The sequence below is a fragment of the Marinomonas ostreistagni genome (assembly GCF_016461785.1).
GTDB classification, from domain to species: domain Bacteria; phylum Pseudomonadota; class Gammaproteobacteria; order Pseudomonadales; family Marinomonadaceae; genus Marinomonas; species Marinomonas ostreistagni_A.
On sequence record NZ_JAEMUH010000013.1, the window covers coordinates 34,323 to 50,342 of the forward strand.

Annotated in this window: 17 protein-coding genes; 8 read left to right on the plus strand and 9 right to left on the minus strand. The window is 42.8% G+C overall.

Annotated features, from left to right (window positions below):
- Positions 1-125 precede the first annotated feature (125 nt).
- Entirely contained in the window at positions 126-1,025 is a 900-nt protein-coding gene (locus JHD44_RS13725) for a LysR family transcriptional regulator (RefSeq protein ID WP_199463342.1), read from the minus strand.
- A gap of 94 nt (positions 1,026-1,119) precedes the next feature.
- Here JHD44_RS13725 and JHD44_RS13730 point away from each other — a divergent pair, with 94 nt between their 5' ends.
- The 3 genes from JHD44_RS13730 (at position 1,120) to JHD44_RS13740 (ending at position 4,311) form a co-directional block, all read left to right on the plus strand.
- Positions 1,120-2,358, plus strand: a complete 1,239-nt coding sequence (locus JHD44_RS13730) for a gallate dioxygenase (protein ID WP_199463343.1) — start codon at positions 1,120-1,122, stop codon at positions 2,356-2,358.
- 122 nt (positions 2,359-2,480) lie between these two features.
- Positions 2,481-3,713 carry an L-2-hydroxyglutarate oxidase gene (gene lhgO, locus JHD44_RS13735; protein ID WP_199463344.1) on the plus strand — a complete coding sequence of 411 codons (1,233 nt, stop codon included), beginning with the start codon at positions 2,481-2,483 and terminating at the stop codon, positions 3,711-3,713.
- A 139-nt stretch (positions 3,714-3,852) separates the two neighbouring features.
- Positions 3,853-4,311: a hypothetical protein gene (locus JHD44_RS13740; RefSeq protein WP_199463345.1), complete on the plus strand. Its 459-nt coding sequence runs from the start codon at positions 3,853-3,855 to the stop codon at positions 4,309-4,311.
- Between the two features lies 1 nt (position 4,312).
- On the opposite strand, the gene JHD44_RS13745 is transcribed toward JHD44_RS13740, so the two are convergent.
- A complete protein-coding gene (locus JHD44_RS13745) occupies positions 4,313-4,801 on the minus strand; it encodes a MarR family winged helix-turn-helix transcriptional regulator (RefSeq protein WP_199463346.1) in 489 nt (162 codons plus the stop codon).
- A 113-nt stretch (positions 4,802-4,914) separates the two neighbouring features.
- On the opposite strand from JHD44_RS13745, the gene JHD44_RS13750 reads away from it, so the two are divergent.
- Positions 4,915-5,793, plus strand: a complete 879-nt coding sequence (locus JHD44_RS13750; protein ID WP_233402138.1) for a DMT family transporter — start codon at positions 4,915-4,917, stop codon at positions 5,791-5,793.
- Here the strand turns inward: JHD44_RS13750 and JHD44_RS13755 are convergent.
- From JHD44_RS13755 to JHD44_RS13770, 4 genes are all read right to left on the minus strand, one after another.
- The gene (locus JHD44_RS13755; RefSeq protein WP_199463347.1) at positions 5,759-6,442 is read right to left on the minus strand and encodes a response regulator; all 684 of its coding nucleotides are present in this window, start codon (positions 6,440-6,442) and stop codon (positions 5,759-5,761) included. The genes JHD44_RS13750 and JHD44_RS13755 overlap by 35 nt on opposite strands.
- Positions 6,439-8,046, minus strand: a complete 1,608-nt coding sequence (locus JHD44_RS13760; RefSeq protein ID WP_199463348.1) for a sensor histidine kinase — start codon at positions 8,044-8,046, stop codon at positions 6,439-6,441. Before JHD44_RS13760 ends, JHD44_RS13755 begins: the two co-directional genes overlap by 4 nt.
- A 69-nt stretch (positions 8,047-8,115) precedes the next feature.
- On the minus strand, positions 8,116-9,402 hold the full coding sequence (locus JHD44_RS13765; RefSeq protein ID WP_199463349.1) for a 2-hydroxycarboxylate transporter family protein: 1,287 nt from the start codon (positions 9,400-9,402) through the stop codon (positions 8,116-8,118).
- Between the two features lie 247 nt (positions 9,403-9,649).
- On the minus strand, positions 9,650-11,221 hold the full coding sequence (locus JHD44_RS13770; protein ID WP_199463350.1) for a methyl-accepting chemotaxis protein: 1,572 nt from the start codon (positions 11,219-11,221) through the stop codon (positions 9,650-9,652).
- Positions 11,222-11,421: 200 nt separating this feature from the next.
- Between JHD44_RS13770 and JHD44_RS13775 the strand changes: the two genes are divergently transcribed.
- Positions 11,422-12,450: a pirin family protein gene (locus JHD44_RS13775; RefSeq protein ID WP_199463351.1), complete on the plus strand. Its 1,029-nt coding sequence runs from the start codon at positions 11,422-11,424 to the stop codon at positions 12,448-12,450.
- A gap of 6 nt (positions 12,451-12,456) precedes the next feature.
- Here JHD44_RS13775 and JHD44_RS13780 read toward each other — a convergent pair whose 3' ends face one another.
- Positions 12,457-12,855 carry a GtrA family protein gene (locus JHD44_RS13780; RefSeq protein ID WP_199463352.1) on the minus strand — a complete coding sequence of 133 codons (399 nt, stop codon included), beginning with the start codon at positions 12,853-12,855 and terminating at the stop codon, positions 12,457-12,459.
- Between the two features lie 136 nt (positions 12,856-12,991).
- On the opposite strand from JHD44_RS13780, the gene JHD44_RS13785 reads away from it, so the two are divergent.
- From JHD44_RS13785 to JHD44_RS13795, 3 genes are read left to right on the plus strand one after another with little or no spacing between them, the layout of a single operon-like run.
- On the plus strand, positions 12,992-13,876 hold the full coding sequence (locus tag JHD44_RS13785; protein WP_199463353.1) for a DMT family transporter: 885 nt from the start codon (positions 12,992-12,994) through the stop codon (positions 13,874-13,876).
- Between the two features lie 11 nt (positions 13,877-13,887).
- Entirely contained in the window at positions 13,888-14,238 is a 351-nt protein-coding gene (locus tag JHD44_RS13790; RefSeq protein ID WP_199463354.1) for a VOC family protein, read from the plus strand.
- 26 nt (positions 14,239-14,264) lie between these two features.
- Positions 14,265-14,465, plus strand: a complete 201-nt coding sequence (locus tag JHD44_RS13795; RefSeq protein ID WP_199463355.1) for a CPXCG motif-containing cysteine-rich protein — start codon at positions 14,265-14,267, stop codon at positions 14,463-14,465.
- Between the two features lie 7 nt (positions 14,466-14,472).
- On the opposite strand, the gene JHD44_RS13800 is transcribed toward JHD44_RS13795, so the two are convergent.
- Both JHD44_RS13800 and JHD44_RS19155 read right to left on the minus strand, forming a co-directional pair.
- Positions 14,473-14,883 (minus strand): DUF2721 domain-containing protein, encoded by a 411-nt coding sequence (locus tag JHD44_RS13800; RefSeq protein WP_199463356.1) that lies wholly within the window; start codon positions 14,881-14,883, stop codon positions 14,473-14,475.
- A gap of 116 nt (positions 14,884-14,999) precedes the next feature.
- Positions 15,000-16,019, minus strand: a complete 1,020-nt coding sequence (locus JHD44_RS19155) for an asparaginase (RefSeq protein ID WP_199463357.1) — start codon at positions 16,017-16,019, stop codon at positions 15,000-15,002.
- Between the last annotated feature and the right edge of the window lies 1 nt (position 16,020).

Consider the following 16,020-nt stretch of genomic DNA (forward strand, 5'->3'; position numbering starts at 1 on the left):
GAATCTACTCACAGTAAGGTAGGGAATGATTATGAAGTTATTTGGACTAGTGGTAGGCACCGCTGCACTGATGGATATAAGTAAAATGGCTTGGGTTATGGCAACCCTACCTTGCTAAATCTAGCCTAAATTTCGGAGGTAATCTCTTCTAAAAACTGAATGACCGCTCTGACTCGTGTAGATCTAAATAAACGGCTTGGGTAAACCATCTTAAGATGAGCGGATTCAACATTCGGTGTAATAGCTGTACACACTTCAACTAAACTCCCTTCAGATATAAGACGCTTACAATACTGCTCCGGTAGCATTGAAATACCACATCCGTTTAATAAGGCTTCTCGGACGACTATAGGGTCATTGCAACAATTTTTATTTTGCAGGCTTAGTTGATATTGTTTCGCACCATAATTGACAACGAATTTATGAACGCTATAGCGTGTCTCACAATATTGAATGTGTTCCTCTAATTCTCTAGGTGTTTCAAAAGGACCATTTTTACTTAAATATTCAGGACTAGTGACCCATTTTAGCTTGCCTGGGTAGAGTGTTTTAGCGATCAAATCAGAACTCTCGATAGAGCCTACTATAACCGCAATGTCCACTTCGTCTCTTAATACATCCATGGGATGTTGACTGGTCTGAATCTGCAATGTTATTTCAGGAAAAGCTTGATGGAATCTCGCTAAGTTTGGTGCTAAAACTTCCCTGCTAAACGCTAAAGGTGCTGCAAGTTTTACCGTTCCCTGAGGCGTTGATTGCATTCCCACCAGTGCATGTGATGCTTCATCAGCAAGCAATAACAGCCGCTCTGCATACTCAAGCAATGTTTGTCCTTCAGCGGTTAAGCGAATATTTCGGGAATTTCGTTCAAACAGTCGAACTTGATATTGCTCTTCTAAACGAACAATAGCTTTGCTCACGGTTGCTTTAGAAACAGATAGTTTTTCTCCAGCAGCAGATATGCTTAGAAGCTTAGCTGCCCAGTAAAATGCAGGAAGTTCTTTAAGTGCTTGCGAATTGTTCATTTTGGAAACGGTATGTATCAATTAGTGGTATTGTTTCAAAAAGTATATCCAATTATTGTAGAAAACATAACAACAACTTTCATTGGAGATTAACATGGCAAACATAATTGGTGGTATTGGTGCATCTCACTCACCCACAATTGCTTTTGCAAAAGATACTAACAAGCAAAATGATCCAGCTTGGAGTCCTATTTTTGAAGGGTTTGATAAAGTTAAAGATTGGGTTGCAGCGAAGGATGTCGATGTATTGTTTTTCATTTTCAATGATCACGTCACATCATTTTTCTTTGATCATTACTCTCCTTTTGTACTTGGGATTGACGATCAGTACGTTACTGCAGACGAGGGTGGTGGTGCACGTAATTTCCCAGCAGCTCAAGCTCATCAAGCGTTGTCACGTCATATAGCTCATAGCTTAGCTGCTCAAGAATTTGATATTTCGACTTTTCAAAAGAAACCTCTTGATCATGGTTTTTTTTCTCCTTACTCAATGATTATCCCGAGTGACCCTAGTGATTGGAAAGGCCGAGTCATCCCGCTACAGGTTGGTGTGCTTCAATTCCCTGCACCAACAGCAAAGCGCTGCTTTAACTTTGGTAAAGCCTTACGAAATGCGATTTTAAGCTTTCCTGAGAATTTGAATGTGGCCATTGTTGCGACTGGTGGCTTGTCTCATCAGGTACATGGTGAACGGTGTGGTTTTAATGATGAGCAATGGGACTCAGAGTTTTTAGAATTACTGGAATCAAACCCAGAGGAGTTGACTAAACTAACGCATGCGGAATATGCCACAAAAGGTGGTATGGAAGGTGCTGAAGTGATCATGTGGCTCATTATGCGCGGTGCATTATCTGATGACTTAACATGTGTACATAAGAGCAGCTATTGTCCTTCGATGACAAATATCGCGACCGTAATTTTTGAAGAGAACACACCATCTGAGAAAATACAACATGACCCTTATGTTCAGCTTCATGGCGTGGAAAAACTAGAGGGTACTTATCCATTTACCATTGAGACAAGTCACAAAGCTTATCGTCTGAATGCCTTTTTAAGGCAGCTGATCGATCCTACTCATCGTGATCGTTTCATTAATGACCAACCAGCATTAATGGAAGAGTTTGGATTAAGCGATATCGAAAAGGAAATGGTCGCAGGGAAACAATGGATTGAATTGATCCGATATGGCGTTATTTTCTTCTGCTTGGAAAAAATGGCAGCTGTTTTAGGTCAATCTAATCCTGAAGTCTATGCCGCCATGCGTGGTGAGACAATTGAAGAATTTCAAGCATCACGAAAAGTCTCAATGACTTATTCTGTGTCAGCTAAATAAGTTGAACTAGCCGTTCGCGTTTTGGCGACCCTTGGGTCGCCTTTTTTTATCTTGATGAAAGGGGACGTCGATTGCTTTGGCAACGTATAATGTTATTAAAATAATATTAGCACGGAGCAATCATGACATCTTTCAATCCTAATTATTTTTCTCCGGATCAACAGTACGACATAGCTATCATTGGAGCGGGAATTGTTGGCTTATCAACCGCTTGGCAATTACTGAAAAAGTATCCTGAAAAACGCTTGGTTGTGTTAGAAAAAGAAGAGCACGTAGCTACTCATCAAACGGGCCATAATTCTGGTGTGATTCATGCGGGTGTTTACTATGCTCCGGGAAGCTTGAAAGCAAGATTTTGCAAAGAAGGAGCGGCCGCAACCAAGTCTTTCTGCCAGCAATATCAGATTCCTTATGAAGAATGCGGTAAGTTGTTAGTGGCAACGAATGAGCTTGAATTACAACGCATGGATGATTTGTTTGAGCGCTGTAAAACCAATGATTTGGAGGTGCATTACTTAACGCAAGCGCAGCTAAAGGAGCGAGAGCCTAATGTGGTTGGTAAAGGGGCGTTATTTGTTCCTTCTACGGGCATCGTTAACTACCGAAAACTCTGTGAAAAACTGTCTGTCTTGGTTCAGGAGTTAGGTGGAGCGATACAGTTAGCAACGCAAGTAAAAGGGCTGAATGAAGATGCCTCTGGCGTTCAAATTGAGACCAATCGAGGCCCATTTTCTGCGCGCTATTTAGTCTCCTGTGGCGGTCTAATGGCCGATCGTCTAACTAAGATGTTAGGTATCGAAACGGACTTTCAAATCGTACCCTTTCGAGGGGAGTACTACCGTTTAAGCCCTCATCATAATCATATTGTTAATCACTTGATTTACCCCATCCCCGATCCTGATCTGCCTTTTTTAGGTGTGCATTTGACACGTATGATTGACGGTTCAGTCACCGTCGGACCCAATGCAGTTCAAGGTTGGAAACGGGAAGGTTATGGTCGTATTAACGTTGATTTGAAAGATGTGGCTACCATGTTTAGCTTTGCTGGTTATTGGCGCCTTCTTAAGGACTATTGGAAAATAGGCCTTAAAGAAACTTATAACTCTTGGTACAAAGCGGGTTACCTGAAGGAAGTCAAAAAATACTGCCCTATGGTGCAACTTTCTGACTTAGAGCCTTATCCAGCAGGTATTCGCGCCCAAGCGGTATTAAAGGATGGCAAGTTGGTACACGATTTCTTATTTGCTCAGAGCAAGCGAACATTGCATGTTTGCAATGCACCTTCTCCTGCCGCGACCAGTGCCTTTCCAATTGGTGCGCACATCCTAGAGAAGCTAGAGCTGCTAATGTCTTAAAGTAGTTTGTAAAAAAACTGGTTAGATCTCTAACTATTGTGGTTAAAAGGCGCAAACAAAGACCAATTGCGGTTTCTTGCTTGATTAGTTGTGTGAATGCAGTCAAATTGAAAATGTAAATTTTCTAAAGGAGAAATGCATGAACATTACATCGAAAGGGATGAGCAAGGTCGTTGTTGGTTCTCTGATCGCTTCCCAGCTGGCTGCATGTGGTACGTTAATTTACCCTGAAAGACAAGGACAAAACGGTGGCAAGCTTGACATAGGCGTGGTGGCATTAGATGCGATAGGATTGCTTTTTTGGTTTGTGCCTGGTGTCGTTGCCTTTGGCGTTGACTTCATTACGGGCGCTATTTATTTACCGAGTGGTGCAGTTGCTCAATTATCTCCAGAGGACATGGAAAAGATGCAGCTGCCTAATGGTGAGCTGAATCAAGAGGCTCTGAAAGGGTGGCTGGTTGAGCGAAATTATCTAGATTCTGAGCAGGTTGATGGTCAGCAATTTATGACCCAAGTGTACCAAACCCCTGACGCATTAAAACGCGCAGTTAATATGGCTTCAAACGAACAATATGCCTCGTTGATGACAATGAAGTAGCTCAAAGCGATTTTTCATACTCGCCAAGCCATTTGGCCAGTAGGTTTCCTAAAGTCTGTTGCTCCTCGGAAGTGAAACTTTCGAGGAGTTTTTTTTGGTTTCCGACATGGTCATCTACCGCAGGGTCAATGACGTTAAGGCCTTGCTCAGTGAGTACTACTCGACAGCTGCGTCGATCTTCTTCATTGATTAAACGTTCCACCCACTGCCTTTCAACTAATTTATCGAGTTTGCTTGATACTGCTCCAGATGAAAGCATGGTTGTTTTATAGAGTTCAGTTGGCGTAAGCGGGCCATTTGCACGGCGAAGCGTTGCCATCAGGTCAAACTCAATGCGACTCATTCCATGCTCATTGATGACTTTCTCAACTGCTGGACTGATGAATTTTTCCATTCTTCCTATGCGACCGATAATTCCCATTGGACTGCAATCTAAGTCTGGGCGGACGTTTTGCCACTGCTTTAGTAACTTTTCAACGTGATCAGGCATAAACCATCTATGTGTGTATTTGTCTTTTGTAAAAGATACTTGATTTGCGGAGTGGAATACAATATCTTTTGCGAAAGTATCTTTTGTAAAAGATAAATTTAATTGGAGGTTCCTTGTATCCGTTTCTTTTGACAGCACTTGCCCCGATTTTGTGGGGCAGTACCTATGCCGCAGTTGGCTTATATTTAACGGATTTATCACCACTTTGGGTCGCTGTGTTTAGGGCGCTTGGAGCGGGGGTGTTCTTGATGCTGTTATTGCGCCGTTTGCCCAGGATGGCGATGAGCAAGGTTGTGATCCTTGGTTTCTTTAATATCGGTGTATTTTTTATTTTGCTTATGGTTGCTGCGTACCGCCTTCCAGGTAGCGTCGCAGGCACGCTAGGTGCCACATTGCCATTGTTGCTAATCGTTATTCAGTGGTTGGCTCAAGGGAAACGTCCCGCTGTTAAGGCGACTCTGAGTGCAGTGGTGGGGTTGCTTGGTGTTCTTTTGCTATTAAACCCATCCGCTAATCTTGATCCAATAGGCGTAGCGTGTGCTTTAGGAGCAACCTTTGTCATTGCTATCGCAACATTGCTGACCCAACACTGGCAGGTGAAAGATATTCTAGGTGTGGCTACATGGCAGTTGCTAACAGCGGGCACACTGCTCATTCCAGTTGCTTGGTTGTGGGAAGGAGCGCCAACAATGGTCACCTTGGAGCAATTGCCTGGGCTTTTCTGGTTAATTATCTTGAATACCGCATTGGGTTACATCATTGCAGTTAACGGTATTAAGCAGATAGGCCCAAATGCGTTTGGTATGCTGTCGCTGCTGAACCCAATGATGGCCGTGGTATTGGGAATGTTTTTAATGGGCGAAACTTTAGGGTTTTGGCAATGGTTTGGCGTTATCTTAATTATCGGCTCTTTAATTGCTTCAAATGTCCGCTGGCGAGGGACGGTACCCGCCAACGTTATACTTGAGAGACAACATGATAAAGTTGCTTAGGGCGTCCACCAGTATTGTAGTTTAAGCTCATACTGACCATACCTTGTTCTTCAAGATATTCGAGGTAGCGGCGTGCAGTGATTCTACTTAAGTCCAACTCATCACCAATTTCCTGTGCAGAAAAAGGGGTGTTGCGCTGTTTGATGTGCTCAATCATCGTGGATAGAGTCGTGGCATCGATGCCTTTAGGCGTTTTTCGTGTGCGTGGTTGGGCTTTATTTTTTCGCATCAAGTCGTCAATCTGAAGTTGATCAATTTTTTCTGATTCTTCGAGCTTTGTTTTGAATGCTATGAAGTCATTTAGAGCTTGATGAACTCGAGAAAGTCTCAGCGGTTTAACTAGGTAATCATTCACACCTAATTGGATAGCTTGTGCAACCGTAGAGGTTTCTCTCTCTGCCGTCGTCATGATGACAGAAGCCTGTATACCTTGTTGACGTATTTCACGTAACAATGTCATGCCATCCCCATCAGGAAGAGTAATATCAAGTAAGATTAAATCTGGAGTCTGAGATAAACACTGGCGAGTTTCTTTTGCCGTTTCTGCTGCAGCACAGACGGTGAATTGAGGGTGCTGGTTGACCGCTTGTTCAAGGGTGTAGCTAGCTTGCTGATCGTCTTCAACGATCAATACAGAATACTGTGTCATTTATTTAACTCACTTTTATCTAAGTACACACTAAATACAGTGGTATGGTCGTCGCTACGTTCCCAGTCTAGGCTTCCATTATATCTCTTCACAATCCGGCTAACCAAGTATAAACCTACACCATGCTCAGACAGATTGGCTTTGCTGCTGACTCCCAGATCGTAGATTCGTTCGGCAATTTTTTCATCAATTCCTAGGCCGGAATCTTCCACTGTTATCATCAAAAAACGAGTGCGGTCGCTGATGAATATACTGGTTTTAGGTTGCTGTTCAGGGTTCTGAAGCGCTGCATAGAATGCGTTTTCAATAAGATTACCAATTAAAGTAATCAGATCGTCATTGACCGATTGGGTGTAGTTTCTTAAATGGCTGTCATCGTCTAGCGAAAACTCAATTCCATGGTCATTAGCATAATTATATTTGCCCAATAACATGCCTGCGATGGGGCTATTTTCAATGCTCTTCACCAGTACACCTAAGATTTTCTGGTGGTAATCGCTTTCTTGCTGAAGATAGTCAATGGCCGCTTGTGTTCGTCCTGCCTGCAAAAGCCCTGAAATAACATTTAGTTTGTTACTATGTTCGTGAGTTTTAGCTCTGAGCTGATTAGCGTAAGCTGTTGTTCGAGCTAACTCTTGCTCTAATTCAGACATGTCTTGTTCGTGATTCAAAACAATTAAATAGCCAGAATCGGTAGTTTCAATATTTAACGGATAAAGTGTTGCTGCAAACTCGTGACGTCCAAGGGTAATAGAGTGCTTGTGGCGGTTATCTAATGCCTCTACGATCAAAAGCGAAAGTCCTTGGGAGAGTTTTGATAATGGTAAGCCAATCAATTGTTCGTGGTCTTGATCGGGGGCTAGCCAATAACTTGCAGCATCATTGATTGCGGTAACACGATGATGCCTATCTATGGCGATGATGCCCTCACGGATGCTTCCAAGTAATAATCGATGCTCTTTAAAGCGTTGGACTATTTCTTCCGGCTCGTATTCTAAAAAGGTCCGTTTAAGCTTACTCATCAACGACAGTGATAACAGAATGGCGATTACATATATAAAACCAAGCCAAAGCACGGCTTCTAAGTAGTAGTTAAATAAAAGGTCTGTAACGGATTGTTGCAAATAACCAATGCTGACAGCGCCAATAATTTCTGTATTTATTGTGATGGGGGCGAAGTTTCTAATGGCTGGACCAAGTGTTCCAGTAGCAACCGTTGTTCTAGTAAGGCCATTCTCTAGAGTAGGGTATATATCATCTCCTATAAATTGTTTACCAACTCGCTTAATAAGAGGATGACTTAAACGTATTCCCGCTTTGTTGGTTACCACAATGTATGAAGCATCTGTTTTAGAGCGGATGGTCTCAATGTAATTCTGTAATGACTCGGTTTGACCAAAATTTGAACGTTGAACAGCGTCAACAACATTTGCATCATTGGCTAAGACGCGAGCTAACTCAATACCACGCTGACTAACGGTGTCTAGATAGGTTTGTTTTGTGATAAACACCATTAGGCTTCCCGATACCACAATAATAAGTGTAATCGTACTAAGAATAATGGCTTTTAAGTAGAATTTAAGTGTCATGGTATTGGCGTTCATTGGCGAATACCTTGCATTATAAAGGACACAAAAGAGCCCTCATAGAGGACTCTTTTGAGGGGGGGGATTTTAAGCAAGCAGTTGGATAGCAAAGGTTGCTAAAATCAACATGAATGCACCACCGATACGTGATGAAATTTGCGCAAACGGCATTAGCTGCATACGTTTGCTGGCAGCCAGTACCGCCACGTCACCAGTACCACCCATGTTAGCCATACATAGACCACCAGTAATTGCCGATTCGATTGGGTAGAAGCCCATTACACGGCCGATGATGCCCGCGCCGATTGCTGCGCCTAATACGGTTGCAAAAACCATTGCAAAGTACATTGGTGTGAGAGCATCAATGATCTGGTTCAGGTCCGTGTAGGCAACACCGATGCCCACAAGTAATGCTGGGGTTAAGTTGCTAACAACGAACGTGTACCAAGCGTGAGCTGCTTTTTCTAGGCGCTCAGGCATTAGACCAGAGACTTTGATCAAAGCGATGGATAGGATCATCAATGCGTATGTGTGCATGCTGATAACCGTTGATAGCAATGTGCCTAGGAAGAACATGCTGATAGCAATCAGTGCGCCCATACCAAGCTTTTTAACATCCAAAGAATCGTTGGACGTTGACTTGTCTTCAATCGCTTCTTCTGAGCCACGGATAAGCTCGCCGTTACCCGTCCAAGAAGGCTTCATATTGCCCACTTTGTTCAACAAGCCTGCGATGACAATGGCAATAGCGTTACCGATGGCTAGAGCTGGAACCATTTGCGACATCAGTGTCGAAGCGTCCATACCAGTACGCCCCGACATGATTTCAACAAGTGGTACTGCGCCAGCGCCCATGCCGCCACCCATGATAGGTAGGGCGATCAACATTAGCGATTCGAACAAGTTCTTGCCAAAGAATAAGCCAATAACGCCAGCGAATAGGAATGAGACTGCTACTGCCCCTAAAATAACAGGAATGTATTTAAGTGCTGCTTTTTTAAGAGTATCCGTACTCATGCCTAAAATAGAACCTGTCACTAGGCTGGCTACATAAAAAGAAAGGAAGCCACCGCTCTTCGTGAACGTTGTTATTTGCTTTTCAATGTCGCCTGACAAGAATCCACTGTGGAAAAGGTATGATGAACCAAAGATAACGACAATAGCACCACCACCAAAGAATTGGTTGATAATAGGGGTGCGGTCACCTAAGTAGTTCAGAATGAAACCGACAATAACCATTGCGCCTAATGCGCCAATCATACCGCCTGGTAATTGGTTAAAGAAGGTTGCAAGTAGGATAACAAACGCTGCGATCAATAGAACAATTTTTACTTCACGCTGGTCGTTTGGGGAGACTGCTTCGTTAGTGATCATGAAGGATACTCTCTATAAAAGTTTGTGATTATTATTGGCGGAGCAGTCTACCAATCTCTGATATTTACAGAAGTCTTGCTTGAATTAAGAAAGTAAACAGTCGATCTGAAACTTTTGTAACCTAAGCAAGTTAATTTTATGTTTTGAAGATTTTTCTAGAGACAGAAATACTTTGTTCAAATAACAAAAAAGCTCTGAATTTTATGGAAATTCAGAGCTTTTTAAGACTTTTACTGATCTTTTGGTCTTAGTAATTGGCTTTGAAGCCAATCCTGAAACCACCCCAATGCTTACCGTTCACATAAATTGGAATTGATAAATCATGCAAGATGTCACCTGTGTCACGCTTATAAGTTTGCAACAAAAATGAATCTGTATGGCTACCACAGCGTCGCCCCGTCGGATCATCAAAGATCCGTTTGGTACGATTATTAATCAAGTCTTTTTCATATTCTCCGGTTAAAGGTTGTGAGTAACGGCGATTGTGAGTAGGGAAATAGCCTTTACGATCAACGGCCCCCGCATACAAAATGTGATTATGTCGGTTAAGAATCGGTTCTTGAATGTCGGGCAAGGACTGATCCGTCATTTTGTCGTATGAAGTAGAGAATTTCGTTGGATTAGTGTTGGCGATGGGTGTGTAATTTTGCTCAAACAAAGCATTCTCACTGATTTTTCCCTGAGAAATCCAAGTTTCGAAAAGCTGACCGATTTGCTCTGCTGCCTTACGTCCCTCTGCTAGTGTTTCAGAAAAAAAGCTTTCATGTGTGATACCGTCTAAGGCAAGGAAAACACTTTCTGCGCCTTGGCTCAATCCATTCGCTTGGCTAGACAGCTCCTCACTGCGAATGGATAGCGTTGCTAATGCAGCACTGATGTCATCAATTGAACCATTGATTTGTAAGCTAGTGGTTTGAAACCCAAGGCTGGATTGTTTAATCTCTTCCATTGATTGGGAAGCCTCTTGAACGTCTTGAGTTATACCTAAAAAAGTTTGCGTAACTTCCGTTAACTCATCCTCTAACAAGCGGCTTTGTTCAGTGACTTGGGCCATGTCATCCCGAGTGCGTAAAGTATTACTTCGTACTTCATTAAGCATGTCTGCAATTTGTTGAGAAGCTTCTGCACTCTTTGCTGCGAGCGTTCTTACCTCATCGGCTACTACAGCAAAGCCTCGCCCTTGTTCACCAGCACGAGCAGCTTCTATTGCAGCATTCAGTGCCAACAGGTTAGTTTGCTCGGAAACCCCTTTTATAACATCTGTAATAGTTTCAATATCATCAGCACTTTGCTTAAGTCGTTCTAATTGCTCTGCAGCACTGTTGACTGCTAGCGCTAAAGAGGAAACACGTTCGGCACCTTCTCTCAATTTATGTTCTGATTGTGACGCTGCGTTTGCAGTTTGTTCCATTGTTTGGTTAACGTTGACGATATGATTTGAAAGCTCTTCACCAGTACGGCTAAGGTCAGAGGTTGCCCCAGAAATCTGCTGACTGTGATTTTCAACCTCTTGGATATTTTTAGTAAGGCTATCTACGGCATAAGAGACCTCGGCAGAATTAATAGCCATCTTCGATGCCGTAGAAGAAACCGATGATGCGATGTGTGAAGTGCTGTTTTTAGGTTGGCTGCTATGAGTCGCTTGGTGGTTAGGGGACTCTTTTTTCAGAAAGGGTTGATGGCTCACCATGGCTATGACCCCGTTGGCTGCACAAATCATGGTTGCTAACACTGCAAACCATAATGGGATTCCACTGACTACCACAGACGCGATCGCGACAATGACCATTACAATGGTTGCAATCCAAATTCGCACCATACTGCTATCTCCGAATTATTATCGTTGTTTTTGAATTACATCACTCGGGGCATTGCTTTGCATTAGTATTGCGACGAAAGTATTAAGTAAAATGTTGATTTCATCCTAATGAAAAGACAAAGGAACTCGTTGATACGTATCGATACCACAGGTGACTTACGTTAGTCTTTAAAGATTACCTGAATTGATAGAGGTTAAAGATGACTTCAGTTATAAAACAACGCCTAAAGCTTGAAATGTTTTGGCCAACGTTTGATCCTTTCCTATTTTGTGCATTTCATAATGACCGTTTTCCCAATGGCAATGGTTCACTAGGTCCTGATGCCTCATTGGCTGGAAGAAGGATAGGGCAAGATTTTGTAGGTATTGATGGATGGCGCATGTACCACGGAAGCAAAGTCCCCGGATTTCCTGCTCACCCGCACCGTGGCTTTGAAACGGTTACAATCGTCAATGAAGGCTTTGTTGATCATGCGGACTCAATGGGTGCGGCAGGACGATATGGTGAGGGTGATACACAGTGGATGACCGCTGGTAAAGGTGTTCAGCACTCTGAAATGTTTCCTCTCGTTTATCAAGATAAACCTAACCCTATTGAGCTGTTTCAAGTTTGGTTGAATTTACCTGCCAAAAACAAAATGGTTGAGCCTCATTTTGCTATGTTGTGGAATGAGCAAACACCGATAGCCGAAGTGCAAGATGAATCGGGTCATAAGGCGAGAGTTAAAGTGGTGGCGGGGTCATACCAAAATCCAAATGGTGAAACCGTCACCCCCTTATCACCACCACCAGATTCATGGGCAGGGGCGGATCAAAATGAGGTGGCAATTTGGATTATAGACCTTGAACCTCATGCTAGCTGGACTTTGCCAGCAGCGAGCGCTGAACTTAACCGAACTCTTTACTTTTTTGAAGGGCAGGCGGGTACATTTGATGCCGCAGACGTTGCAGTCGGAGAAGCATATGCTTTAGAAAGTAGCTCTGAAGTTGTGATCCGAAATGCTGGAGTGAAGGCAAGATTTCTTCTTTTGCAAGGTCGTCCTATTGGTGAGCCTGTACAGCAGCATGGTCCATTTGTGATGAACACACGTCAAGAATTACAACAAGCGTTTTATGATTATCAGCGTACCCAATTTGGTGGTTGGCCATGGTCTGAGAGTGATCAGACACATGGTGTAGAGAAAGGTCGGTTTGCAAAATTTGCTGATGGTACAGTGGAAACACCATAATGCAATTTAAGCTTTGAAAACCCAAACCTTAGATAAAGAAAAGTTAATAATCATACCGGCAAGGACGCCAGGTATAATCGCAACATAAGGAAAAATGGCATAGTTTGTGAAACCTTGAACTTCTCCAAACCACATCATTATTACGAATCCGCCCCAATTTGGAATAAAGCCAACCAACGATGCTAGAAAAAATTTGCCCCATTGTTGATGAGGCTTTTCGGCATGTTCTGCATCTTGAAAGGTAAAAACACGATTCAGCCACCAGTTTGAGGTGACTGCGCCCCAAAAGGATACTGCCCTAGCAGTTGGATAAGGTAACCAATGGGAAAGTAGCCAAAGGATACTAATGTCTACAAGAAAACCAATGCTGCCAACTAGGCCAAATTTAATAAATTGTCGTTTCACTAAAAAGTCGCTTGTTCTGAACGAAAGGAAATTACATTCCAAGTAGGAATGCCAGTAATTCTAATTATTCCTTTTACAAATAGGAATAAGGGGAGCATTCTTCCTGCCTTTCTAAACGCAAGGAAAAACTTTCGACATGTGGATCTTCGTCACTCTGTTTGCTGCAGCTTGCCAAGCTCTTAGAACAGCACATCAAAAAACATTATCACAAGAGCAAGGTTTTTTACATGCCACAATGGCTCGATCTCTCTATGGCCTGCCGCTGGTCTCTATTTATTTAGTTGTCTGTTGGTTAATGGTTGGTGAAATTAAATTTCCAGAGATGGGTAGGTTTATATTGTTTGCCAGTATTTGCGCATCGGCTCAAGTGCTGGCGACCTATTTGATGCTTAGAGTTTTTCAATCTGGAAGTTTTGCATTGGGAACGTTACTGGCAAAGACAGAAGCTGTTTTGGCTGCTTTAATTGGAATTCCACTGTTGCACTATTCTTTAAGTGTCATGGGGTGGGTAGGAGTTTTGCTTGGTGTGGCCGGTGCACTGGTGATGAGTTTACGTTTAGAAACGCTACGTCAAGTTCATAAGGATATTTCTCTAATGGCAGGGCTTGGTAGTGGTTTATGTTTTGCTATCACGTCTGTTACGGCTGCAATGGCGAGCCACTCTCTACAAGGATCTTTGATTACCAGCGCTGGCGTCACTTTATGGTATGTACTAGCCTTTCAATCGGTTGTGCTGTGTTCTCTACAGATTTATAAGGCCAAAGATATTAAGGCGCCATTGAACCGATCGGTGCGATTGAGTTGGAAGGTGGGCATTCTAAGCTCTCTCGGTTCAATTGGCTGGTTTACAGCTTTTGCTTTGGTGAACCCAGCATTAGTTAAGACGCTCGGCCAAGCTGAAATACTAGGGACTTTGTATTTATCTAAGCGGCGTTTTAATGAACGTATTTCAACTCAGCAATGGCTTGGTGGTGTTATGATCGTTGCGAGTGTAATGTTGGTCACAATCGCAACAATTTAAATGAGATTAAAATGCAATCAAATCATATTAATTATGTCGAAATGGCTGCCTGTGACTTAGAAGCCAATAAACGCTTTTTCGAACAGGCCTTTGGTTGGAGCTTTGAGGACTTTGGGCCGGATTACACCGCGTTTAAAAATTCAGGTTTAGATGGAGGCTTTTTTCGAGCCAATTACACATCACGACCACAAAACGGCGCTGCGTTGGTGGTGTTATACAGCGATGACTTAGAAGCAACCTTGGAAACTGTTCATCTTTATGGCGGGAGTATTGAACAAGAAATTTTCGAGTTTCCAGGTGGCCGACGTTTTCACTTTCTGGATCCATGCGGTAATGAGTGGGCGGTATGGTCTAAATTATAAGTCTCTGTCACATTTGGAGGGGTGCAATGAATGAGTTAGTTAACAGTGAATTTATTAGTTGTCCATATTGTGGCGAAACGATTGAGGTTCTGTTTGAGCAAACAGATGAAAGTTACGAATATATTGAAGACTGTCAGGTTTGTTGTCGCCCGATTGTTTTTCATGTGGAAGTGAGTATTTCAGGAGAGGAGACGCTCTACGTCCACTCTGAAAATGATACGTTTTAACCTAGCTTCAGTTACGCTTTTTGATCTTAGATTTAAAGTCAACTTTAAAATTTTGCAGGTGTACATCGAGTGCATCACAGGAAATATTAATCTCGCGTACAGACAAAAAGAGCGAATATAGTAAGCAAGCTAAGCTGGCTGCGAAAATATAGCCGCCAGCCGTTTCATAATTCCAGTAAAGCGCCAGCATAGAAACAACACAGAGACAAAAGCTAATAACTCCAGCCTCTTGCATACGACGAATCAAATAAATACGTTTTCTAAGATTGGCAATTTGCTGTTGCGTGCTTTCAGTACTGTGTTCTGGGTCAAAGTTTCGAATCAAAGAGGCTAAGGTGACGAAACGGTTTGTGTAGGCTAGCAGTAGTAATGACACTGCAGGGAAAAGCATGGCTGGTGTGGTAAGTGATATGGTCATTGGTATCATCTGGTCGTGTAGAAGTTACCAGAATCATCCACTAAGCCTTTAATGCTTTCAACCAGCCAAGTGATTTTTAACGAAACTAACATGTTTTTGTAAGTTTCGTTATCCAATTATTCTTCAGTAAACTCCCCAATGACTCCTTTAAGCCAGCTCTGTTGGATTTCATCATAAGAGTGGCCTTTTGCAATTAGCCAATGTAGCTTTGAAAATGCCGCTTCTAAGGTAATATCTTTACCATCTAGAACGGATAGCCGCTCCAGTAAAGAGCCCGCGGCGTAAGCGCCTTGAGATGTGCCACCATGGGAACACTGAGTTACATTCACAACAACCTTCTTAGCAGCTTGCATCGCTTGCAAAAATTCGACATAGCTCTCATTAGAATCCGCAATATTGCCTGCCCCATAGGTTTGCAAAACGACAGCACGGCATTGATCGTCTTCTAAAAAGCCTTGGTAAGCGCTTTTAGGCATGCTCGGGTAGAGAGGTAAAACAGCAACGGAATGGTTTAAAAACGTAAAATTTCTAACAACAGGTGAGCATAAAGAGTCATTGCTATTTCTTGTTCCTACGTAGGTCTTATGAATAGATAGCTTTGCCAGAGGTTCAGCATTAAAGGACTGGAACGCAGCAAAATCATGACTACTGAATTTTGTCACACGACTACCTTGCATCAAAGTGTGGTGAAACAAGACGGTTGTCATGCCGAAACTACTCTCTGCCGCAAGAGCTAAAGCTGCTTCAAGGTTGTTGATACCGTCACTTCGGCTCATGCCGAGAGGAATTTGCGAGCCGGTAATAATTACATTCTTATCGCATTGACCTAGCATGAAAGAAAGCACCGCTGAAGTGTAGGCAAGTGTATCCGTTCCATGCAAAACGATAAAACCGCTATAGTCTGCCCAATTTTCTTGTAAGGTGTCGTAAATCTTACCCCAATGATCTGGGGTTATGTTTGAACTATCAATCAGTGGGTTTAGTTCAATCACATCAAAGTTTGGTAACCCTTGTAAACTCTCACCTAAGGTGTCATGAATACGTTCGTATAGGCCTTCTGATGGTGCAAGCCCTTTTTCGGTATGAACCATTCCAATAGTGCCACCTGTATACACGATAAGAATTTTGTCTGTCACG